Genomic DNA, 23,656 nt, shown 5'->3' on the forward strand with positions numbered 1-23,656 from the left:
ATGTGTTTTGTTTAAAATTCATTTATTATCCTCCTGAGAATGGCGGCAACAATACAAGCTCTGTTTCTGCTAACGGCGCCTCAAGAGAAACAAACTCCTGTCCCTGGGCCACTTTAAACTCTTTTCCTTTTAGGTCTGGGTATTTTACAAAAAGAAAATCTAGAAGTTCTTCTATTGTTTTGGCTGCACAGTCTAATTTTTCTTCTCCACATTTAGTAACTTCTGCTAACATTCCAAAATATTTAATCGTCAATTCCATGGCTTATATTCTTTAGATCTTCCGGAGTATTTACATTTATCATAGAACGTAACCACTCTTCTTTTTCTATTTCTATTGTTTTTGTTTTAAACTCAGCTATTGCTACTTTCATCCGTCTCTCTCCACGTTCTAACAACTCTAAGCACTTCTGTTCACATTCCTTTTTATACAAGGCCAATAGGGGCATTGTTTTATTTTCTCCTTGTAACTGTATTACTTGTGTTTCTTCAGTTCTTTGTTCTAATAATTTTGTCAGTACAGCTGTCTTGATCAAAGGAACATCACAACTTACTATTAGATTATAGGCTGTTCTGGTATGTTTTAAACCTGTATACACTCCTGCCAAAGGGCCTGCATTTTTTATTTCATCTTCAACTCTTTGTTTATTAAAAATATCATAATCAGCGCAATCACTAACAATAATAATATCACGAACTATTGGCTCCATAGCTTCTATAATATGTGTTATAAAGTATTTTGAACGATACTTTATAAAACCTTTATCTGTTCCCATCCGACTACTTTTGCCCCCTGCCAGGATAATTCCGGTAACGTCCTTGGAAGACTCTTTCATTTTTTAGATTATAAATAACTTTACTGAAGCCAATACTAATACTAAGGCTAATACATACCTCAACCCTGCATTACTAAATCTCTTACTTCCAAAATACCCCCCTAAGAAACCTCCTGCTAATGCGAAAAGCACCCAAATAAATGAGATATTATTCAAAGTTATTCCCTTACTAAATTGTCCAATAAGTCCCGCAGCGGAATTCACCCAAATAAAAAGAGCTGAAACTGCTGCAGCTTCCTTCATTTTACCCCAATGCAATAATAGAATAACTGGGCTCAGAATAATTCCTCCTCCAATACCAATTAAACCAGAGAGCAAACCAATGCCCCCTCCTACTACAATTCCCTGCCATAATTTAACGTCCTTGATAGTGGCGGTTCCTTTCCCAAAAACATTAAGCATTTTCAGAATAGCAAAAATCAACAGTACTCCTAGTATTTTTTTATAAACGGCAGCTTCTATCTCTATAGTCCCTCCAATAAAAGCCATCGGAATAGAAGCTATTGCAAATGGCAGAAATAGTTTCATCCTAAAAAAACCTTCTCTGTAATAATGAAAAAATGCAATCGCTGCTACAAATAGATTCAGTAATAACGCCGTTGATTTCATCATCTCAGGGCTAAAAGAAAAAAACGCCATTAATGCCAAATATCCACTTGCTCCTCCATGTCCTACACTAGCATACAAAAAAGACACTAATGGAAGAATAATCATAAAAAGCAAAACACTTTCTGTTTCGAAAATCATCGTATCCGTATTTCTCCTTTTTGACGATCTAGGTATTCCCAACATCCTTTGTTGAGCTCTTCAAAAAAATCAATTAATGTTTTTCCATGTTCTGTTAATACTGCTCCTCCTCCATTTTTACCACCTATAGTCGTCGTGATAACCGGACAAGAGGTAGCATTATTCATTGAATAGATAAGGTCCCATGCCTTTTTATAAGACATATTTAATTTCTTTGCTGCCTTAGACAATGAACCTGTATTTTCTATTGCTTTTAGTAGCCGAACTCTTCCTTCTCCTATAAGCACATTATCATCCACTTCTATCCAAATCCTACTTTTTATTTTTACATTCTTCATATCGGTAAACATATTACTTCTACAGTATCATTTTTCATAATTCTCGATCGCTCCTCAGGGATATAGACCAATGCATTTGCTACAGCAAATGTTTGTAACATAGCCGAACTCTGTCCTTCTAGAATCGTCACAGTATTTTCTTCCAAAATGGCTTTTAAAAACTGAGCTCTGTTACCTTTCTTCTCAAAAGAAGATATAGATGTTACTTCTTTTTTGTCTAGACTAAAATTTTTATTCCCTCTTAATTTTTCTAATGCTGGATATACATATAAATAAAAACAACTTAACGCTGCTGCGGGATTTCCTGGCAATGCAAAAACAATTTTGTTTTTCCTTCTTCCAAAAAACAATGGTTTCCCTGGTTTTTGCTTTACCTTATAAAATATCTCCTCTACTCCTAACTCTTTTAATGCTTTCCCAACATAATCATAGGTTCCTACAGAAATCCCCCCCGATAAAACAATTACATCATTTTCTTTTAGAGCTGTTAATAAAACTTCTTTTGTGGTTTCATATTGATCTTTTACAGAATACTCCGATATTTCTTTATATTCTAGTGATTGTAACGCAGTGGCTAACATCCCTCCATTACTATCATAAACCTTCCCTGTAGATAATGGTTTCCCCGGTTCTATCAATTCATTACCTGTAACAACAACACCTATAGACGGTTTTTTATACACCTGAATTTCTTGTATTCCTAAACTTAACAGATACCCTATACCTGCAACAGTGATTATTGTATCTTTTTTTAAGGCAATTTCTCCTTTCTTAATCTGCTCTCCTTCTAAGCGAATATTATCTCCAAAGTTTACGAGTCCTTCTACAGCAATAGTGTTCTCATTCATTACTACCCGTTCTTGCATAATCACTGTATTTGCCGTATCAGGAACAGCTGCACCGGTAAAAATTCGCACTGCTTCGCCTTTTTCTAAAACCGGATGGTGCTGATCTCCTGCCTTTACTTCATCCCGTACCTCATACGTAGTATTGTCATAGAGATTTAATGCATAACCATCCATTGCAGACTGCCTAAAAGGAGGCATGTTAATTGGTGCAATCACATCTTTTGACAATATTTCTCCTACCGCTTCTCTTACTCTTATAGTTTGTGATGTAGTGGTAGTTTGAACCGTCTTAACTACTTTTTGTATGGCTTCTTCTACAGATATCATTATACTCGTTATATACACACAAATATAGCGGCTGTTTTTCCTTAAAAACATGATAAAAATCATGTTTACAACCTCTTACTCTTGCAAAAAGCTATACCTATTTAGATTAAATCTAAACAAATATATTGTGACAAATGTCATATTTATCCCTCAAAATAAATCTGATTTTTACTCTTTCAAAATATTAAAAGACCTTTTTATCCTAATATTATAATTATGAAAAAAATATTCCAGTTTTTTATCCCCCCGAAACCTTGGAGAATCCCTGTGATTATATTATCCGGAGCACTAACAGGTCTTACTATTTATACTCTGATAGAGTCAAAAGCTGTTTCGTATTTATCTGACGACCCGAAAACATGCGCTAATTGTCATGTAATGACTCCTCAATACACCACATGGGAAAAAAGTTCTCACAGAGAATGGGCAAATTGTAATGACTGTCATGTTCCTCACGATAATGCGATAAAAAAATACATGTTTAAAGCCAAAGATGGTTTATATCATGCTTCTGTATTTACTTCCCGAGGAGAGCCAGAGGTTATTAAAATGAAAGAAGCCGGAAATGTCGTAGTACAAAACAATTGTATTCGATGCCATCAAGATCAAGTCACCGATGCTCGGTTAAGTGGAATGGTTAAAAACCATTATGAAGATAGAACAACGAGAAAATGCTGGGAATGTCACAAAGAAGTTCCTCATGGAAGCATCCATAGTTTATCCGCTACTAAATACTACGGAAAAATCCCTGAAGAGCACCAAGAAACAATCCCGGAATGGCTAGAAAAACAATTAAACGATTCTGAAAACAAAAACCCTGAAAACGATGAGTAATAAAAGAAAACCATGGAAAAACTGGGTGCTATTTCTGGCATCATTAACTATAGTATTTTTATTAGGCATGTTAGTTTCTACAATTACAACACGCAAAATGGAAGCTAAATTTGCCTATACTCCAAAAACTGAAATTAACCCGCTAGAGCCCAGAAATGAAATATGGGGAAAAAACTTCCCTAGAGAATTCCAATCTTACTATAAAACAGCGGACTCTTCTTTTGTTTCAAAATATAATGGAAATGCCATGATAGATATGCTAGCGATTGATCCTAGGCTTGTGGTTTTATGGGCAGGATATGGTTTTTCTAAAGATTATAATCAAGGAAGAGGGCATGTCTATGCCATCGATGACATACACAATACACTTAGAACTGGAGCTCCTACGGGAGAAAATGATGGTCCTATGCCATCTACCTGCTGGACATGTAAATCTCCTGACGTCCCTAGGGTAATGAATGAACAAGGAGTTTCTGAGTTCTACAAAGGAAAATGGTCCCGTTTAGGAAAAGAAGTTATAAACCCTATAGGCTGTGCTGACTGTCATGATTCCGAGACAATGAACCTGAAAATCACTCGCCCTGCACTTATTGAAGCATTTGATCGTCAAGGAAAAAATATCCAGGATGCTTCTCATAATGAAATGCGATCTTTGGTTTGTGCACAATGCCATGTAGAATATTATTTTGATAAAAACTTACCGAATAAAAAAGGTACTCCTTACTTGGTTTTTCCCTGGGATAAAGGGCAGACTGTAGAAGATATGGAAAAATATTACGACAGTATCGGTCATGTAGACTGGGTTCATAAATTAAGTAAAGCTCCTATGCTTAAGGCTCAGCATCCTGGATACGAAGTATATAAAATGGGAATTCACGGACAAAGAGGGGTCTCTTGTGCTGATTGTCACATGCCATATAAAACAGAAGGAGGTCAGAAGTTTACAGATCATCATATACAATCACCACTAAATAATGTTGCCAATTCATGCCAGGTCTGCCATAGGGAAGAAAAAGACGAGCTTATAAAAAATGTATTCGATAATCAGGATCGAATTATTGAGAACAGAGATCAATTAGAAGTTCTATTAGTAAAAGCACATGTAGAAGCTAAAAAATGTTGGGATCTAGGTGCTACAGAAGAACAAATGAAGGATATCTTACATGGAATAAGACTAGGACAATGGAGATGGGATTATGCTGCTGCATCGCATGGAGGCTCTTTCCACGCACCTGTAGAATTGGGACGAGTTGTCGCTAAAGGAATTGATATTACGCAAGAGACAAGAATACAACTCGCTAGGTTATTACATGAGCTTGGCTTTAAAGAGGAAGTTCCTTATCCCTCTATAGAAACAAAAGAAGCTGCTCAAAAGTTTATAGGACTCCCTATCGATAAATTAAAACAAGAAAAAGAGGCTTTTAAAAACGAAGTACTTCCTAAATGGAAAGAAGCTGCAAAGAAAAGAGAAAGCACCTATTAATATAACCTACACAATTATATGAGTGAGCCAAACACCCTCATTCAACGTAACCTCTGGGAAACTCCCTGGGGTTACCTTGAATCCTTTTTTATCGGATTGGGAATTATCATAACCGGTTTTTTTCTGGAAGTTTTCACAGGACAAACCAGCTCTTTGACACTTACCTATCCCTATAATATTTATTTTTTAATCATATACATAGTCCTATTATATGTTGCTTATAAATGGTTTTCTTCTTATCAAATCATTCGCTGGCTTACCAAAGTCCCCGCTTCCATAACCAGTATTGTTTTAGTAACTACTCTGGTCATGGTAATGGGTATTATCCCACAAACCACCTCTGATAATGCTGTGATCAATACATTAGGATTAAACCGCATGACTACCAACTGGGCATTTCTTCTTACTCTATTTCTATTCCTAAGTTGTCTAGGGTTGATTACAATCAAAAGAATACTTCAGTTTCGTTGGTCTAATACAGGTTTTATTCTCAATCATCTGGGGCTCTTCATGGCTTTATTATCGGGAATTCTAGGTGCTGGAGATGTACAACGAATTACTATTGACACTTATGAAGGGAAACCTAATTGGATTGCCAAAGATATCCAAAACAACCCGGTAGAACTTCCTTTTGCGTTTTATCTAAAAGATTTTCTAATAGAAGAATATAATCCTAAGCTAGCTTTGGTAGACAATACTAGTGGGAGTTTAGTGCATAATGATGGCAAAAATCTATACCTCATAACTCCTAAACAGCAATATAACTTTAACGAATTTGAAGTTGTAATTGACGAATACCTTCCTTCCTCTGGTAGAGTCTTAAACAAATACGTGTCAGTCAATGAAGTTGGCTCCCCTCCTTCCGCTAAGTTAACTATTAAGGATCTTGTAAAAGATACCATAATAACCGGATGGGTCAGCAGTGGTAGTTTTAGATCTCCTTATGAATCTCTAAAGATAAGTGATGACTATTCCATCGTAATGACCATTCCTGAAGCAAAGAAATTTAGTTCCGACATCGATATTTTAACCAAAGAAGGGAAACGAATTAGTACCGTTTTAGAAGTAAACAAACCTTTCTTATTCAATGGATGGAAAATCTATCAATTAAGTTATGATGACAGAATGGGAAAGTGGTCCAATCTCAGTGTTTTAGAACTTGTAAAAGATCCCTGGCTTCCGGCTATTTACGTAGGAATATTTATGATGATTACAGGAGCCTTATACCTATTTTGGGTAGGAAACAAAATAACTAAAAAATAAAATTTATGACCTGGATTGATTTTCCCTTATACAGCACTAATATTCTCATTCTTTGGTGTATTGGTTTACTTCTTTTACTTCTTTCATACAAAAAAGTAGCTTTATTCAAAATAGCCAACATTGTTTTTATTACCGGTTGGGGGATCTTACTAGTGTTTGTGATAAAATTATGGATAGAACTAGACAGGCCTCCTATGCGAACCCTAGGCGAAACACGCCTTTGGTATGCTACATTTTTACCACTCGTTGGTTACATCACTTTTATCCGATGGAGATACAAATGGTTTTTGGGATACAGCATCGCTATGGCCTGTCTTTTTCTTATTATTAATTACTTACACCCTGAAACATATTCAAAAACGTTAATGCCCGCCCTACAAAGCCCTTGGTTTATTCCCCATGTATTGGTCTATCTATTTTCATATGCTGTCTTAGCAGCATCGAGTATCGTAGCTATAAAAGGGCTAATTGATTATTATAAAAACCGCTTTGATTCCGAAACACTAAAATTGGCAGACAATCTCGTCTATATAGGATTCTCTTTTCTTACTCTAGGGTTGTTATTTGGAGCTCTCTGGGCCAAGGAAGCATGGGGGCATTATTGGACATGGGATCCTAAAGAAGTATGGGCTTTTTTAACTTGGATGGGGTACTTGATATATATTCATTACCGCTATTTTTATTTGCACAAATCCAAGCAAGCCCTTAGTATTCTAGCTTTTGCATTTATTGTATTACTCATATGCTGGTTCGGAGTTAATTACTTACCTGTATCGAACACTAGCGTACACACTTACACACAATAATTAAAAACCTTAAAAACAATTATTTAGACCAAGTATAAACAAGTCAAATATGACAATTATCATACAAATCACTTTTGATAAGAAATACTTTTAACAAATCAACCAAAACTAAGAGATATGCCTATAAAAAGTTACTTAGCCCACCCTCATAAAGGAAAAAAAGAAGAACTATTAGCGTCATTATCTTATATAGAAAATTGCGATGTAATTCCTGCCGAAAATAAAGAAGTTTTAATTGTTATTACAGAGACGAACAACAAAGAAGAAGAAGATTCTCTAAAGGAAAAATTAGACATAATTCCAAGTCTAAAATTACTAGCCATGGTTTCTGGATTTAATACACCTCAAAAAGATTAATCGTTATGTACACCTCTTTAACAAATAGAAGAAGTTTTATAAAAAAAATGGCTGCTTTATCAGCCATGACCGCAGCAGCATCAATCTTTCCTGGAATATTATTCGCTGATGAACAAGAAAAAAATATTCCAAAAAATGCAAATCTAAGTTGGAAAAAAACACCTTGTCGATTTTGCGGAGTAGGCTGTGGTGTATTAGTAGGAGTTGAAGATGGAAAAGCAGTAGCCGTTAAGGGAGATCCTAAATCCCCTGTCAACAAAGGGCTTTGCTGTGTAAAAGGGTACCATTCTGTTATCGCTCTATATGGAAAAGACAGATTGACGAAACCTCTTATTAAAAAAAATGGAACCTATGTAGAAACCTCTATGAAGGAAGCATTAGATCTTATTGCTTCTAAAATGAAAGAAACAATAACAGAACATGGAAAAGATGCTGTTTCCATATACGGTTCCGGACAATGGACAATTCCTGATGGATATGTTGCCTCTAAACTATTTAAAGGATGTATCGGAACAAATAATGTCGAAGCAAATGCACGTTTGTGTATGGCTACTGCAGTAACGGGGTTTCTCTCTTCATTTGGGCTTGATGAACCAATGGGATGTTATGAAGATATCGATCATGCTGATGTTTTTGTTCTATGGGGTAATAATATGGCAGAAATGCACCCTGTATTATTTTCTAGGTTATTAGATCAACGATTAAAAAGAGGTGTAAAAATCATTGATTTTGCGACCCGAACGACCCGAACCAGTATGGCAGCAGATACTTCTATTATTTTCAAACCACAAACAGACCTTGCCGTAGCAAATGCTATTTGCTATGAAATCATTAATAATGGGTGGGTAAATACCGCTTTTATAGAAACACATTGTAATTTCAGTAAAGGGCTAACCAATATGGGGTACGGTTTGGAAGATAACTTCAAATTCAAAGATAAACCTCAAAAAATTGACTTCGAATCTTATAAAGAATTTCTAAAAGATTACACTCCTGAAAAAGTAGAAAAAATATCAGGAGTCTCTGCCAAAGAGATTAAGTATATGGCTGCGTATTACGGAGACCCTAATAAAAAAGTAATGTCTTTTTGGTGTATGGGACCAAATCAACACTCCAGAGGCACTTGGATGAATAATCTGATTTATAATATTCATCTATTAACAGGTAAGATTTCCTCTCCCGGAAATAGCCCCTTTTCTCTAACCGGACAGCCAAGCGCTTGTGGAACGGTAAGAGAAGTAGGAACACTAACACATAAGCTCCCACACGGGGTAGTTATGAACAAAAAACATCGGGAGTTCGCTGCAAAAATCTGGGAAGTCCCGGCAGAAAATATTTCTCCAAAGCCGACATATCACACCATAGAGATGTTCAGAGCATTAGACAGAGGAGATATACGATTTATGTGGATACAAGTAACCAATCCTATGGTAACCATCCCTAAGCTAAAACGCTATAGAGACGGGGCTAAAAAAGAAGGGCGTTTTATCGTCGTATCTGATGTATACCCAACTCCTACTACAGACATTGCCGATGTTATACTACCATCAGCTATGTGGATTGAGCGAGAAGGGTTATACGGAAATTCAGAACGAAGAACACAATATTTCGAACAAATGGTTGCTCCTCCAGGAGAAGCAATGAGCGATACTTGGCAGCTTATCGAAGTTGCCAAACGTCTAGGATACGAAAAACAGTTCTATTACCAGAAAGAAACACATATTGAAGAAATTTATAATGAATACCGAAGACACCATGAAGGAAAAAAACACAACATGGCTCCTCTGGAGGTCTTAAAAACACAATCAGGAGCTTTATGGCCATACGTAGAAGGGAAATCTACAAAATGGCGTTTTAATTCTAAATACGATCCTGCATGTACTAACGGAAAAGATTTTCATTTTTATGGGAAGCCGGATGGTAAAGCAGTTATATGGCAACGCCCGTACGAACCAGCTGCTGAGGAACCTGATCAGGAATTTCCTTTCTGGCTTTGTACTGGAAGGGTCGTAGAACATTGGCATACGGGTTCCATGACCCGAAGAATTCCTGTATTGCACAAAGCAATGCCTCATGCTTACGTAGAATTGAACCCTTCAGATGCTAAGCGAATGCAAATTCGAAATGGAGATAGCGTTAAACTTACTACTAGAAGAGGAGAAATTATATTACCAGCTTCCGTCAATCAAAGGGGGGTTCCTGCTCCTATGCAGGTATTTGTTCCTTTTTTTGATGAAAGCATGCTGATCAATGATATCACATTGGACTCTTTCTGCCCTATTTCTAAAGAACCTGATTATAAAAAGTGTGCTGTAAAAGTAGAAAAAGCATAAACGAATAACCATTCTCATCTGCCAACTCAAAGTAATAAAGGCAGATGATACAACATATCGATTAATGCAAGCTGCATCTGGTTGAAAAAAATAAAACAGGAAGCAGTTTTAGTAAAAAAACACTTAGATGAAAAGATTAGGCATCATATCATTATTTATAGTGCTCTTTATAAGCTTTATTGCTATTTGGAATTATAGCTATCAAACAGGCTTAGAAGATGCCTATATCCCTTTGGAGCAAGAGATATCAACTCCTTTAATCCCATCAGAAACCGGGGTTTTTATAAGGTCAAAATATGCATTAGAATATGCTAACATGACTGTTGATGAAATACATCAAAGAAGTTTAGATACTTATTATGAGAATAGAGCTTTTCATGGGGCTCCTCCCAGTATCCCTCATCCGGTTTCTAATGAAAGAGCTATGGGGGAAAAAGAATGTTTGCAATGTCATCAAAATGGAGGATTCGTAACTAAATATAAAGCCTATGCTCCGGTTACCCCTCATCCTGAAATGCTCAACTGTAAACAATGTCACGTCCCTCAGCATACACAGCAATTATTTAAAGAAAATAACTTTTTTAAAGCTGCCGCACCTTCTGTAGGCACAAATAGTGCCTTAGTAGGAAGTCCTCCTATGATACCTCATCAAATTCAAATGCGGGAAAACTGTCTGTCGTGTCACGCTGGACCAAGTGCCCCTAAAGAAATTAGAGTATCTCATCCAGAGCGTATCAACTGCAGACAATGCCACGTTTCTACTGATAATACCGTAACCAATTCTTCCATTTTTATAAGACCAAATACTCATGAAAAATAAACATAAGATACTAGTAAATTGGGTTGGTTATATCACTGTTCTTTCCTTGCTTATCTCATGTAAGCATCATGAAGATGAATACCATAGTATTACGGATAAAATTGAGGCTAAAAGCAAGAGCTTCCATGCTACTTCCACCACCTCTGAATTACACACCAAACACCTGAATACCATAAAAATAACTGAAGGAGAGCATACTTTTTTAATCCCAGAAAGAACAGGTGAAATCACCTCCTTTGCCTGTACTGAATGTCATAGCAGTCCACTAAAAGAAATGAAAGGAACCGCTTCTAAAAAAGCACATTGGAATATCAAACTTCAGCATGCTGATGAGCATACAATGAATTGCATTAGCTGCCATAACGGAGATAATATGGATCAGCTTCAGAGTATAACCGGGACCCCTATTAATTTTAACAAAAGCTATCAATTATGCAGTCAATGTCACTCTAAACAATTTACTGATTGGAAGGGAGGTGCTCATGGTAAACAAGTAAAAAGCTGGGCTCCTCCGAGAACTGCTTTGACTTGCGTAAACTGTCATAATCCACATAAACCTCATTTTGAATCTAAGTGGCCTGTGCGATACAATACACAAAAAATAAAAGAACGAGAATAGACCTTATCACTAAGGTGACAAACATATAATCATATCTAATATGAGTAATACTACTAAAAAATGGTTTTCTCTAAACCTCGGATCTAGAAAAGAAAATGCCTCTTCATCTTCCTGCAGTTGCGGAAAAAAGGAAGGCGATTGTCATTCTGCCGATACCTCCCCTCAACAAAAAGATGGGTTTGATCAGGTATTTGATGTTCCTATGGATCGCAGAACTGCTTTTAAAAAACTAACTGCCAGCTTATTGATAGGTGCTGGAGCTGTCAGTACTTCCTGTAGTTTGGTTTCTGGTAATGAATCCAAAGAAAAAGCGCAAATCGACTGGGAAGAACAATTTAAAGGCAATTATAAATTAATGTCCGAGGAGGAAAAAAAAGCCACTGTAGAACGATTAGCTCGCTCTTATGAATTACGTACCGGCAAAACAATTAATCTTTCTTCTCAAGGTCCAGAAGAAAACGTATTGTTTGGATATGCATTTAACATTTCTAAATGCCAAGGCTATATGGATTGTGTTAATGCATGCGTGGAAGAAAATAATCAGGATAGAAATTCTCAAATGCAATATATCCGAATTCATGAAATGAAAGATGGAAAAGGGTTTAACTTCAATGAAGCAGATGACAATTACTATCATGAGGTTCCTGCAGAAGGTCATTTTTATATGGGAACTCAATGTTTTCATTGCGATAATCCTCCCTGTACCAAGGTATGTCCGGTACAAGCGACCTGGCAAGAAGAGGATGGACTAGTGGTTATTGATTATGACTGGTGTGTCGGTTGCCGTTATTGTATGGCTGCATGTCCCTATGACGGAAGGCGGTTTAACTGGTCTCAACCCGAGGTTCCTGAAGCAGAAATTAATAAAAACCAACACTATCTAGGGAACAGATTGCGTAAAAAAGGGGTTATGGAAAAATGCACATTCTGTGTTCAGCGGTCAAGAGCCGGGAAAAATCCTGCTTGTGTAGAGGCTTGCCCTACAGGAGCACGAATTTTTGGAAACTTACTAGATCCTAACAGTACCATTAGGTGGGTCTTAGAGAATAAAAAAGTATTCAGACTAAAAGAAGACTTAGGTACTGAGCCTAAATTCTGGTATTTCATGGATTAACACTCCATCTAATTGAGAATTAAAAGATAAAAAAGCCGTGGGCTTTAACATAAGATCTGGCTTATTATTTCTTATTCCCAGATCAACAACCAAAATCAAATGAAAATGTTTACAGTATTTATCAGTTTAGTAAAAGACAGTCTACAAGCTATTCTCCATGGATCAAAAAAATACCATCTATGGATGGCTTTTCTCACTTTTATCATGCTTATAGGTATGTATTGTTATACCATTCAATTAGAACATGGTCTAAGTGTTACTGGAATGACAGATCGTGTAAGCTGGGGGCTTTACATCTCTAATTTTACTTTTTTAGTGGGTGTTGCCGCTGCTGCTGTTATTTTAGTCATGCCTACTTATGTGTTGAAGGATATTGATTTTAAACAAGCGGTACTTATTGGAGAAGGACTTGCTGTTGCTGCTCTCATCATGTGTTTAGCTTTTGTCGTTGCTGATATGGGAGGCCCTTCTGTATTATGGCATATGCTCCCTGGAATTGGTGTTTTTAATTTTCCAGACTCTATGCTTACCTGGGATGTTATTGCACTTAATGGGTATTTATTCATAAATATCAGCATTCCTTTTTATATATTATTCAGACATTACCAAGGAAAAGATGCTTTGTCTAAAGTATATGTTCCCGGAGCATTATTATCTGTTCTCTGGGCAGTAGGGATTCATTTGGTTACAGCCTTTCTATATCAGGGGTTACAGGCACGTCCGTTCTGGAATAATGCTTTATTAGGTCCTCGTTTTTTAGCCTCTGCATTTGCTGCTGGTCCTGCATTAATTATTTTGGTATTGGCATTAATTCGATACAGTAGTTCTTTTCGCATTGAAGACAAAACCTTAAAAAAAATTGGGATCGTTGTTACCGTAGCAGCTCAGATTAACTTAATTATGCTTGTTTCTGAGTTATTCAAAGAGTTTTATGCTCCAACTCATCATAGTGAAAGCGCATATTATTTGTTCTTTGGGCTACATGGAAAGAAAGCCTTACTTCCCTGGATCTGGACTGCTATTTCTATGAATTTGATAGCCACACTATTACTTACATTCCATAAACTGAGAAATAATTTTAAGATTTTATATTTTGCTTGTTCTTTACTTTTTATTGCTATTTGGATTGAGAAAGGTTTCGGATTAATCGTTCCTGGTTTTATCCCTGGACCATATGGAAAAATTGCAGAATATACCCCGACAGGAATTGAAATAGGAGTAACATTAGGGATCTGGGCCTTGGGTGCTTTTGTGTTTACAATTCTAGCCAAAACAGCTATAAAAATAGAACTTGGACAATTGCGATATAAGAAAGAGACTGTTTCTAAAGAATAAACTTAGTAATAATGTATGTATATGAATACATCTATTTTTAATCATCATTTTTTATTTCGTCCCGGAATCCTTTTTATGTATCCGAGATTTCCTCCAATAAAATAGTATTCCCAATCCTGAAAAGATAAGGAGCCAGGCAAACAACCATTCTTTCTCATATATATCGGATTGAAAAAAAGAAATGGCATCTGTATTCCCCAGTACATAAAAGCTCCCCCAGTAAAAAGGAGCTTCTGTAAAGACATCAGATGCCTTCAAAAAATCAACTTTTGCTTGTTGAAGCGCCTTGTCTTTATTCATTCCCTGTTGCAAATTTTCATAAAAAAGTGCCATTACCTCAGGAGTTGTTTGATCTGAAATTTCCCATTTGCTCAACAAAAGACTTTTTACTCCTGCATACTGAAAAGCATTCCCTACACTAAGAATACCTTCTCCTTTATTTATCTTGCCGGCTCCTGTATTACAAGCACTTAATACCACCAGTTCTGCTGGAATATCTAACGCATATAATTCATGACTAAACAATTTGTTATCCTCAAAGGTAGTTGCTTCAGTATCTGAAAAAAGTATTTTCGAATTCTTAGGGTTTATATGATCTATTTCTCCATGTAACGCCAGGTGTACCAACTTATAATTATTTACCACTTTTTTAAAGTTTACCTCATTCGCACTTTTATGATAATAATATTTTCCATTTACAATGTTGGAAATCGCCTTTATTTCTTTTCTTGTTCCTGGTAAGTCTGCCTTCTCATCTCTTAATTTTCGCAAAGAAAGCACCTCTTCTTTACTGTCTATTGTATCCGTACTGGTATATGAAAATGCAAGGCATTCATCTAACAATCCATCATTTTTTGCCCCTGTGTTATTTTTATATAATAAGCTGGCTGAATTCGCATAACTAATGGCATACTCAAAAAGTAAATACGATAATTTCCCTGCTTCATTTTTTTCTTCTCTGGTCAGTAACAAATCAAATGGCAAATGCCATAAAGATTCATCAGGAATCAATACTAACCTATCCCCAACAAAAGCATCCTTTATCGGAGCAATGAGTTGTCGATATAGTTGTCTTGATTTTTTTATAAACTGATGGTGATTTTTCGCTGTAATACTGTTATTAAGTTCCTCAATATGCTTATCCAGCAATGGTACTGCTAACTCTCTGACCTCAATAGTCGTATTCGTAATAATAAACACATATAAAACCGCATCAGATCTAAAGAATTCGACTAGTGTAGTATGGGCTTCCAATTTGTTCTGTACCTCAGAAACTGTAATAATATCTTCTCTTGATTTATTTTTTTTATAATATGCGGGATAGTAGGTTTCTATTTCTTTTGCTACAGAATCTCTTCGCAAGGATACATCTAATAATTCCCCCTCCAATTTATATAGCTTTACAGAATCTCGCCGCTCTTTTGTAGTTTCCTTAAGAATCTGCGAGTTTAATCTTGCTATCTGTATATTCAATGTTTTTTCAGTATTCAACAACGTAAAATCAATAGCAACTGTTTTTTTTATCGTTTCCCGTTTTGCTATTGCCCTCAAAACAGTTGCCTTACTTTTTTCAGAATAATAAAAAGGAGTATGATAGGAGGTCTCGGAAACTTGCTCTTTCGTAAGTAATAAATTTGCTTCTATGCTCCTGGCATATATCGATTTTACAATTTCTGAAAACTTTATCCGGTCGTCATAATTTCGCTTTCTTTGTTCTATTTGAGGAATTACTGCAATTGCTTTTTCACAAAATAATATTGCTTCCTCCAGGTCTTCTTTATTGCGAGTACTTTTATATTTTCTAAGAAAAACATCTGATCGGATTTCCATTGTTTCTAACAATAAATCAGTATCTAAATAATTCCCTAATGAAGATTCTGTCGTCTTTGTCTCTGATTGTTTATCTGTTTCATAGTTATGACCAATCGCTTTTCTATTATATAGTAAAGCATTTTTATAATCTGTACATTTTGCATATATCTTCGATACCAAATTATAGGATTTGATTGTATTGGGGTTTTGCTCTCCAAACATTCGCAACCGGAGATCCAGTGTCTTTTGGGCATTTTTGAGTGCTGCTGTATTATTATTCAGACTCATATAAATTTCTGCCAGGTACTCATGCAAATAAGATATTCTCAAGAAATTCTTATGTGTTGACTTATGACAAATTGCTAAGGCTTTTTCTATATATTCAATTCCTTTTTCATCTCCGTATATCTGACCTAATTGACTAAACGGATAAAACATATTCTCATGATCCGGTCTAAAAACTTTTAGCCCCATAGCCAATGCTTTCTCTGTATGGAATATGGCTTTATACTTCTGGTGCTGTTTTAGGTACACCGTTCCCATATTAAAATGAATCATCATTTGTTCCGGGTGATCTACACCTAACTGAGAAATACTAACACTCAATCCTTTCTTGTAATAATCAAGGCTTGCATTAAAATCTTCTTTTATCGAGTATATAACCCCTAATTCATTATAAAGTCTTCCGAAGTATGGATTTTCTTTTTCATACACTTCTTTTGCGATCTCAAATGTTTTTTCAAAAAAAGTAAGTGCCTTGTCAAATTCTCTTTTGTTATAATGAAGTTGCCCGATCACTTCATGAATATTGGCTTGCAAAATTTTTTGTGTCGGAGTTTTGCCTTCATTTGTGATAAACGCTTTTTCTAAATACGCCTTTGCTTGTTCGTACTTCCCTAATTCGACATATACTTTTCCTAAGCGATAATACGATACTGCCATCACCTCTTTGTCATCTGACATATTCTTCTCCCGAATCATCAGTGCTTCTTCATATTTTTTTAGCGCGGCTCCTAATTTTCTTCTAAAGAGAAATACGGTTCCCTGATGTTCTATGGCATTTGCTTCTTCTCTTTTATTTTCCTTACTTTTAATCCGACTGTACAACAAGGCTTTTTCTACACAAAACTGTACCTTATCCAACTGGTAATTCTCTAGGTACGATTTTGCTAAAACATTATATACCTTAGGAAGCTCACTAAACTGTTTTGTATCCTTATAGATCATTACTGCCTTCTCTAATGAGCGGGTAGCTTCTTTGAATTTTCCATAAAAAAACTGTTCTTCCCCCTGTCTAAAAAACTGATATGCGGTCTGTTTCTCTTCCTGGGAAAACAACATTGGGAAATACAGGGTTACAAATAAAACTAATACGATTCTTGTAAGGGTATTCATTGTTGATTGGCATATTATTCTGTAATTCAGTATGCATTCGCCTATCATTAGCACAGGTTGATATCTACTGAATTTATGATCCTCATTTTACTGGTCTTTTTTTGCGATAAAAAAAGTGACATTGATTCAAATGTAGTTTTTTATTTTACAAATCAAATAATTATACAACGCTCCCCTTCTTATAAAATACTTTTTTTCATTTTCTTATTGCACAATATCCACTGGATGCTGCTGCATATCTCTTTCAGTTTTTTAAGTCTCCAATGTAAATCAAGACAGGAGTAAAAAGAGAAGAGGTATATTTCCCCACAAAATATACCTCTATTCAACTACCTTATGAAATCATAAGGCTTCTTCTAAAATTCACTGTCTATATATGTTATTGCCCCCGCATAACTATATCAATATATTGTAATAATCCATTTTAGGATACAGCTCTTAATTCATTATACAATGGATCTTGTTCCATCATTTCTAATAGTTTCTTTTTGGCCAGAAATTTCTTTTTACGCGTATAAATTTCAGAATACCCTGTTATCTGAGCTATTTCTTTCATTGACTTCCCTTCGAAAAAAAGATACAGTAGCTGTTTATTATCTGTACTTAGCTGTTGGAAATACTTCTTATAAAACTGTTCTCTTTCTTGATTTTCTATATCAGCCAGCAAAGAATCATAGGTAATCTCTTCGAGCATGTGTTTCCCATCTGTAAAAATCGGTTTTCTTCGTAGTTGGTTTCTCCAGATATTTTTGCAAATCCCATAAAAATAGGTTCTAATAGATCCTGTTAACTCAAAAATCCCGGAATTCAACTTCTGGTACAATACCATTAATGCATCCTGAAAGACATCTTCTACATCCTCAGGTTTTCCATGATTTCTCAATACATACCCCTGAATATAGCGTATGTTTTCATCGTAGAAACGTGTTAGGATTTTTTCATTCCCGTTGATGATTCCTGTGATAATTACTTGATCTTTTTCCATTGTATAGTTAGTTTGTTTCCCTTTCATATTTAGGAGAAGCTCCTCAGCATCTATCACTTACTTGCTAGTACTATACAAACTTAAATCAGCTATCGGACATCTCAATACAGATTTCTGTAATCCGGGTCTTTTTTTTTGAAAAAAATTGATTTTGAGAACAATATCCTTTCTAAAAACAATACAATATCCCCTGTGTATCAAGGGCTCAAATGCAACGATACAACATACGCTTATAACAACCCTAAATCTTTTGCTATCGCTACGAGATGTGTCGTGTTTTTTGCCTTAAAATCATCAAATAACTTACTTACTCTTTTATCAATAGCGCTCTCGCTATTGGGTTTTATTTTTTGCTCCTGTAATTTGACTCTGATTTCTTTCTTGGTAAATCCCTTAGACAATTCTTCCAGTAGTATCATATCCAGATCGTCTAAGTGAATCATTTCATTGGTATTCCTATCTGCCAATTGGGGGGGGTGTACTGTATCTCCCTGAAACACTCCTGTTATACAATCTACTAATTCTTTGATGGCTTGTTGGCCTTTACACACATAACCATCAATCGTATGGACATCGAATAGCATATTAATTTTATCAGGTCTGTCTTCCTGTGAATAGACGATCACCTTGATATCCGGCTGTATCTTTCTGATATCTTGTATCAGATCGATTCCAGAGGTTCTGGTCTGTACTTTGTGATCTTCTTTAAAAGAAAGATCCGTGATCAATAACTCAAATGGGGTTTGGTCTTGCAGTGCTTTTCTAAATTTGAGATAGGCTTCATCACAATATTTAGCCTCCTCGATGTTTTGAATGCCAATCTCTTCCTGAAGAACCCTAATAATCCCCTGATTGGCAATTTCATAATCTTCTGCCACCAATACTTTCGTAAACATAAAACGTATTTTTTAATTCGGAATTTGGATTTCGGCTTTAACACCTTTGTCTTTTTCTGAATCAAAGATAAGGCTTCCTCCTATTGCCTGAATACGCTTTTCTGTATTTTGAAGTCCATTTTTACTGATTGTGGTCCTAAGATCCATTCCCACTCCGTTATCAGAATACTTAATAATCAACTTTTTATCCTCCTCTTTAAACAACAAAGCAACCAAACTTGCCTGACTGTGTTTTTGCATATTGGTCATTAATTCCTGTAAGACCCGATATACTGTAATTTTGGTCGTTTTTGCCTGGGGATCCCACTCCATGGTATCCAAGCCACGAACTAATAACTGCTGCCCGTTCTGAGCGTAGTTCTGCAACATATTATTGAGCTCCTGCCCATAAGAAGAACCGGTATCAAACTCATTATTTTCTCTGGAAATGTCCCGTGCCCTATGATAAGAGGTATTTAGTTTCTCCTTAATCTGAGGATCATGCGGATTCTTTTGGTATTGGAGCATTAACTGAAAAATATCATTCCCCAGTTCGTCATGCAATCGTTTGGAAATACGCGTTTCGGTTTCATAACGTGCCTCGAACTGCGCAATTTTACTTTGCTGTGCCAGATTGCGGGTACGTTGCCGAAAGAAAAATATACTAAATCCAATCCCCATCAATGCCACTAATAGCACCAATAGGTAAATGGTGTTTTGGTTACGTACCAAATTTATCTGCTGTTCTTTTTCTGCGGTTTCATACCGAATTCTGGCAAACTTATTCCTGTACATACGCTCCACATGCTGTAGACTATCACTTAACCGAATATACGCATGTGCATATCCTACCCGTTGCTTAACAGGAGAAACTTCTGACAGAATCTTATATGCCATCAAAAGCTCTTCATGATTTTTTATTTCTAAAGCAATATCCTTAGCATGTATAGCAAATCTCATAGCTATACTATCTTTGTTAATCACCTTATAGTACTTAGATAGGTCTAAGTAGTTAGAGACTAACCCTGGCTTATCGCATAAACTATCTCTAATATATAGTGCTTTATAAAACAAATCCAAAACATTCTCTTTCTTACCTGATAAAAAAGATACTTCCGCCTTATTACTTATTAATCGGGCGTACTTTTTTGGTTTTTCTTTGAGATACTTTTTATATGTTAGTGCTTTATCAAAATAAGCTATCGCCTTTTCATACTTCTTTTGATCTCTATAAACTATACCTATATTATTATATGACGCAACAATCTTATATACTTCCATTTTTGCACCGATAGCATTCTCAATTGCTTTTTTATGATATTCAATCGCCTGCCTATAACGTTTAAAGTATCTGGAAATAACTCCCAAATTAGTATATGCAAGGAACATATAAGTATATCTTTCAGACTTTTTAAACTTTTTAATTGCCTGAACTGTTAACGCTTCTGCCCTAATATTATCATTCGTACGTTGTAAAACTCTTGCCATTGCAATCAATGTCTTTCCATGAATATATTCATGTCCATCTAATTGATCAAAGACTTTAAGCGCTCTGGAAAAATAATAATAAGCACTATCCAATTCCGTGGTTTGATAATGAATCCCTAAGCCCATATTCGCTTTAGCAATACCAAAAGAATCTTTGATTTTTGTAGAAAGTTTAAGGTTGATTCTATACAGATCTCTTCGGATATCATATTCTTCAAACCCTGAATATATCATAGCTATTTGATCTATCTTTTCTCGTTTGTAAAAACTATCTTCTAATTGATCATATATCTTATAGGCTTCTTCTAAATATTGTTTACGATCGGTAACCGGTAACTTTTTATTTTTTGCTTTATCAATATAGAATTCAATCTCCTCAGTAACCGTCTTCTGAGAACTTTGTTTGGCAGTACATCCTATCAACATACTGATTAATAGTATAGGAAGAAAAATTTTTATTTGACAGCTCATTGCGGTAAGAAATAGCCTAAAGTACCTATTCTATCTTTTAAAATCAAATCCTTTTAATTCGGAATTTGGATTTCGGCTTTGACACCTTTATCTTTTTCTGAATCAAAGATAAGGCTTCCTCCTATTGCCTGAATACGCTTTTCTGTATTTTGAAGTCCATTTTTACTGATTGTGGTTCTAAGATCCATTCCCACTCCGTTATCAGAATACTTAATAATCAACTTTTTATCCTCCTCTTTAAACAACAAAGCAACCAAACTTGCCTGACTGTGTTTTTGCATATTGGTCATTAATTCCTGTAAGACCCGATATACTGTAATTTTGGTCGTTTTTGCCTGGGTATCCCACTCCATGGCATCCAAGCCACGAACTAATAACTGCTGCCCGTTCTGAGCGTAGTTCTGCAACATATTATTGAGCTCCTGCCCATAAGCAGAACCGGTATCAAACTCATTATTTTCTCTGGAAATGTCCCGTGCCCTCTGATAAGAGGTATTTAATTTCTCCTTAATCTGCGGATCATGCGGATTCTTTTGGTATTGGAGCATTAACTGAAAAATATCATTCCCCAGTTCGTCATGCAATCGTTTGGAAATACGGATTTCGGTTTCATAACGCGCCTCGAACTGCGCAATTTTACTTTGCTGTGCCAGATTGCGGGTACGTTGCCGAAAGAAAAATATACTAAATCCAATCCCCATCAATGCCACTAATAACACCAATAGGTAAATGGTGTTTTGGTTACGTACCTGCGCTATTTTACGATTTTTGGCTTCATTTTCTTTTAGCAGGCTTTCATTCTCGAATCGGGTGGGGGCATAAATCTCCCGTGTTTTTTTGCGCAGCTCCATTAATTCCAGACTGACTTCTTTAAAACGCTGGTGATCCTCTAAGGAATCCGGGTTTAGGGCAGTAATCAGCGTTAAAATTTCTAAAAGAGACTCTCTGTCCCCTATATCCTTTACCACCCGATAAGCTTCATAGGCATGGGCTCTTGCTTTTACAACATCCTTATTTTTATAATATTTGGTCAAATATAAATTACTAGCATATAATCCAAAAAGATCCTCTTCCTGCTCCCGGATCTGATGTGCTTTTAGCAGCATCTCTTCACTTTCCGGGTTTTCGGGATCTTTAAGAAACTTGACATAGCCTAAATTAGCTAAAAATTTGGCATATTCTCTGGGCTGCTGTATTACCCCCTGATCTGCAATCAGGTCATTCAAAATCGCAATACTTTCTGTATACCGCCCTTGTTTTCTCAAAATACTGGCACGGGCATTTTTTGTGTTAAAAATATCTCTACTCCTAAATTGCTTCCTTGCTATAGAATCCTTAAACAATCCCATATTTCTGGTATTCCAAAAAAGAGCTTCTTTAGGATTTCCTAAATCCATAAATGCAATTGCTATATTTTGATACAGTCCGCCAAGGAGTCTGTATTCTTGGGTTCCCTCCAGGTAGGTTAGCCCATCGGTAGCCGTCATCATACAGGCATTATGATCCCCTAAGACCCGTTGAATATTAGACATTGCCATTAAACATTTCCCTGCTCTAATACTATCCTTTATATTTCTATGGATTTTAAAAGATTGGTTATAAAAGTTAAAGGTTTTTAAATACTTATTTCGTTTTTTATTATAGAAACCTAATAAAAATAAGGCTTTTCCCATATATACGCTATCTTGGCTTTGCTTAGCTACCTCTAATAAGGTATAGGAAACGGAAATGGCTCTTTTCGGTTCTTTATATTTATTAAGTAATTGTGCATATAAAACTAGCCCTTTGCAGTGCAAAGAATCCAGCGCTACGTTTTTGGCTCCGGTGATAAAGGCATTGATGGCAGCCATTCTTTCTCCCTTGGTATGAGCATTGTTTTTGGCTAGCTTATAATAGGCATCTAAAGAATCGAGCTGTTGTTGTAATTGCACAGAAACTCCCGATGAGGAAAGTTTTTTTTTGCAGGAATAAGACATTACTCCTAAAAAAAGAGCTATATATATAAAAAGGGATGAAAACAAAAGGCGTTTCATCCCTCAAATATACTAAATTAAATAATTTATTAAATATTATCATCATCTTCATAACCATCCTCCGCTCCTTTAGTACTCAGAACTTCGGTATGAAGGGTTTCATTTTCTTGTACACTATCATCTGGGGTACAAGCGATAAGGTTCATGCAGGTTAGGACGACGATCAGGAATACGAATTTTAATGTTTTCATGTTGATATAGTTTTTTTGTTTTCCGTGTTGGGGGCCACCCATAGGTCTTTACCCCCAAATAGGTATACTGTGCCATACCTACGACCTATGGGAAATGATCAGTTGATTGCTGGGAAAGAATGTTCCTGTGTGGCTGTGTCCCCCTTCTTTCCCCTTGGGAAACAGCAGACCACACCTGGATTTTTGGTTGATAAGATTTTATTGTACCGCAAGCGGTTTGGATATTATTTCTTATCTGATAGTAGGCACTATGCGTCCTGTACCGGTCGCTATGACCGATATCCTAATAGTAATCCATCGTATCTGATAAGTTGTTTTTATCCGTTATCGTATAGGTTACATGACTGTA

Annotated in this window: 21 protein-coding genes; 10 read left to right on the plus strand and 11 right to left on the minus strand. The window is 35.9% G+C overall.

Annotated elements, in window-relative coordinates:
- Positions 1 to 25: 25 nt before the first annotated feature.
- The 5 genes from HN014_RS03580 to glp are packed head-to-tail and all read right to left on the minus strand — an operon-like array spanning position 26 to position 3,093.
- Positions 26 to 259: a MoaD/ThiS family protein gene (locus HN014_RS03580; protein ID WP_176027519.1), complete on the minus strand. Its 234-nt coding sequence runs from the start codon at positions 257 to 259 to the stop codon at positions 26 to 28.
- Positions 243 to 833, minus strand: coding sequence for a molybdenum cofactor guanylyltransferase (locus tag HN014_RS03585; protein WP_176027520.1), 591 nt, complete (start codon positions 831 to 833; stop codon positions 243 to 245). Before HN014_RS03585 ends, HN014_RS03580 begins: the two co-directional genes overlap by 17 nt.
- Positions 834 to 836: 3 nt before the next feature.
- Entirely contained in the window at positions 837 to 1,580 is a 744-nt protein-coding gene (locus HN014_RS03590; protein ID WP_176027521.1) for a sulfite exporter TauE/SafE family protein, read from the minus strand.
- Positions 1,577 to 1,918 (minus strand): winged helix-turn-helix domain-containing protein, encoded by a 342-nt coding sequence (locus tag HN014_RS03595; RefSeq protein WP_176027522.1) that lies wholly within the window; start codon positions 1,916 to 1,918, stop codon positions 1,577 to 1,579. Before HN014_RS03595 ends, HN014_RS03590 begins: the two co-directional genes overlap by 4 nt.
- Positions 1,915 to 3,093 carry a gephyrin-like molybdotransferase Glp gene (gene glp / locus HN014_RS03600; RefSeq protein WP_176027523.1) on the minus strand — a complete coding sequence of 393 codons (1,179 nt, stop codon included), beginning with the start codon at positions 3,091 to 3,093 and terminating at the stop codon, positions 1,915 to 1,917. Before glp ends, HN014_RS03595 begins: the two co-directional genes overlap by 4 nt.
- 216 nt (positions 3,094 to 3,309) lie before the next feature.
- Here glp and nrfH point away from each other — a divergent pair, with 216 nt between their 5' ends.
- The 10 genes from nrfH to dsrP all read left to right on the plus strand — a co-directional run bounded on the left by nrfH (position 3,310) and on the right by dsrP (position 14,057).
- A complete protein-coding gene (nrfH, locus tag HN014_RS03605) occupies positions 3,310 to 3,927 on the plus strand; it encodes a cytochrome c nitrite reductase small subunit (RefSeq protein ID WP_176027524.1) in 618 nt (205 codons plus the stop codon).
- Positions 3,920 to 5,410, plus strand: a complete 1,491-nt coding sequence (gene nrfA, locus HN014_RS03610; protein ID WP_176027525.1) for an ammonia-forming cytochrome c nitrite reductase — start codon at positions 3,920 to 3,922, stop codon at positions 5,408 to 5,410. Before nrfH ends, nrfA begins: the two co-directional genes overlap by 8 nt.
- Positions 5,411 to 5,428: 18 nt before the next feature.
- Positions 5,429 to 6,673 (plus strand): cytochrome c biogenesis protein ResB, encoded by a 1,245-nt coding sequence (locus tag HN014_RS03615; RefSeq protein ID WP_176027526.1) that lies wholly within the window; start codon positions 5,429 to 5,431, stop codon positions 6,671 to 6,673.
- A 5-nt stretch (positions 6,674 to 6,678) separates the two neighbouring features.
- Positions 6,679 to 7,479, plus strand: coding sequence for a cytochrome c biogenesis protein (locus HN014_RS03620; RefSeq protein ID WP_176027527.1), 801 nt, complete (start codon positions 6,679 to 6,681; stop codon positions 7,477 to 7,479).
- Between the two features lie 117 nt (positions 7,480 to 7,596).
- Positions 7,597 to 7,836, plus strand: coding sequence for a hypothetical protein (locus HN014_RS03625; RefSeq protein ID WP_176027528.1), 240 nt, complete (start codon positions 7,597 to 7,599; stop codon positions 7,834 to 7,836).
- 47 nt (positions 7,837 to 7,883) lie between these two features.
- A complete protein-coding gene (locus HN014_RS03630; protein ID WP_254884090.1) occupies positions 7,884 to 10,169 on the plus strand; it encodes a molybdopterin-dependent oxidoreductase in 2,286 nt (761 codons plus the stop codon).
- Between the two features lie 127 nt (positions 10,170 to 10,296).
- Positions 10,297 to 10,989 carry a multiheme c-type cytochrome gene (locus HN014_RS03635; RefSeq protein ID WP_176027530.1) on the plus strand — a complete coding sequence of 231 codons (693 nt, stop codon included), beginning with the start codon at positions 10,297 to 10,299 and terminating at the stop codon, positions 10,987 to 10,989.
- The gene (locus HN014_RS03640) at positions 10,979 to 11,608 is read left to right on the plus strand and encodes a cytochrome c3 family protein (protein ID WP_176027531.1); all 630 of its coding nucleotides are present in this window, start codon (positions 10,979 to 10,981) and stop codon (positions 11,606 to 11,608) included. The genes HN014_RS03635 and HN014_RS03640 overlap by 11 nt, the downstream gene beginning before the upstream one ends.
- Before the next feature lie 40 nt (positions 11,609 to 11,648).
- Complete coding sequence (locus tag HN014_RS03645) at positions 11,649 to 12,722, plus strand: 4Fe-4S dicluster domain-containing protein (RefSeq protein WP_176027532.1); 1,074 nt, start codon at positions 11,649 to 11,651, stop codon at positions 12,720 to 12,722.
- Positions 12,723 to 12,827: 105 nt separating this feature from the next.
- Complete coding sequence (gene dsrP, locus HN014_RS03650; protein ID WP_254884091.1) at positions 12,828 to 14,057, plus strand: sulfate reduction electron transfer complex DsrMKJOP subunit DsrP; 1,230 nt, start codon at positions 12,828 to 12,830, stop codon at positions 14,055 to 14,057.
- 51 nt (positions 14,058 to 14,108) lie between these two features.
- Here dsrP and HN014_RS03655 read toward each other — a convergent pair whose 3' ends face one another.
- The 6 genes from HN014_RS03655 to HN014_RS03680 all read right to left on the minus strand — a co-directional run bounded on the left by HN014_RS03655 (position 14,109) and on the right by HN014_RS03680 (position 23,307).
- A complete protein-coding gene (locus tag HN014_RS03655; protein WP_176027534.1) occupies positions 14,109 to 17,264 on the minus strand; it encodes a CHAT domain-containing protein in 3,156 nt (1,051 codons plus the stop codon).
- Positions 17,265 to 17,688: 424 nt separating this feature from the next.
- On the minus strand, positions 17,689 to 18,249 hold the full coding sequence (locus HN014_RS03660; protein WP_176027535.1) for an RNA polymerase sigma factor: 561 nt from the start codon (positions 18,247 to 18,249) through the stop codon (positions 17,689 to 17,691).
- A 230-nt stretch (positions 18,250 to 18,479) separates the two neighbouring features.
- Positions 18,480 to 19,145 (minus strand): response regulator, encoded by a 666-nt coding sequence (locus HN014_RS03665; protein ID WP_176027536.1) that lies wholly within the window; start codon positions 19,143 to 19,145, stop codon positions 18,480 to 18,482.
- Positions 19,146 to 19,157: 12 nt separating this feature from the next.
- On the minus strand, positions 19,158 to 21,083 hold the full coding sequence (locus HN014_RS03670; RefSeq protein ID WP_176027537.1) for a tetratricopeptide repeat-containing sensor histidine kinase: 1,926 nt from the start codon (positions 21,081 to 21,083) through the stop codon (positions 19,158 to 19,160).
- Positions 21,084 to 21,136: 53 nt separating this feature from the next.
- The gene (locus HN014_RS03675) at positions 21,137 to 23,116 is read right to left on the minus strand and encodes a sensor histidine kinase (protein ID WP_176027538.1); all 1,980 of its coding nucleotides are present in this window, start codon (positions 23,114 to 23,116) and stop codon (positions 21,137 to 21,139) included.
- A gap of 29 nt (positions 23,117 to 23,145) precedes the next feature.
- On the minus strand, positions 23,146 to 23,307 hold the full coding sequence (locus HN014_RS03680; RefSeq protein WP_176027539.1) for a hypothetical protein: 162 nt from the start codon (positions 23,305 to 23,307) through the stop codon (positions 23,146 to 23,148).
- Between the last annotated feature and the right edge of the window lie 349 nt (positions 23,308 to 23,656).

This window comes from Aquimarina sp. TRL1, from assembly GCF_013365535.1.
GTDB classification, from domain to species: Bacteria; Bacteroidota; Bacteroidia; order Flavobacteriales; family Flavobacteriaceae; genus Aquimarina; species Aquimarina hainanensis.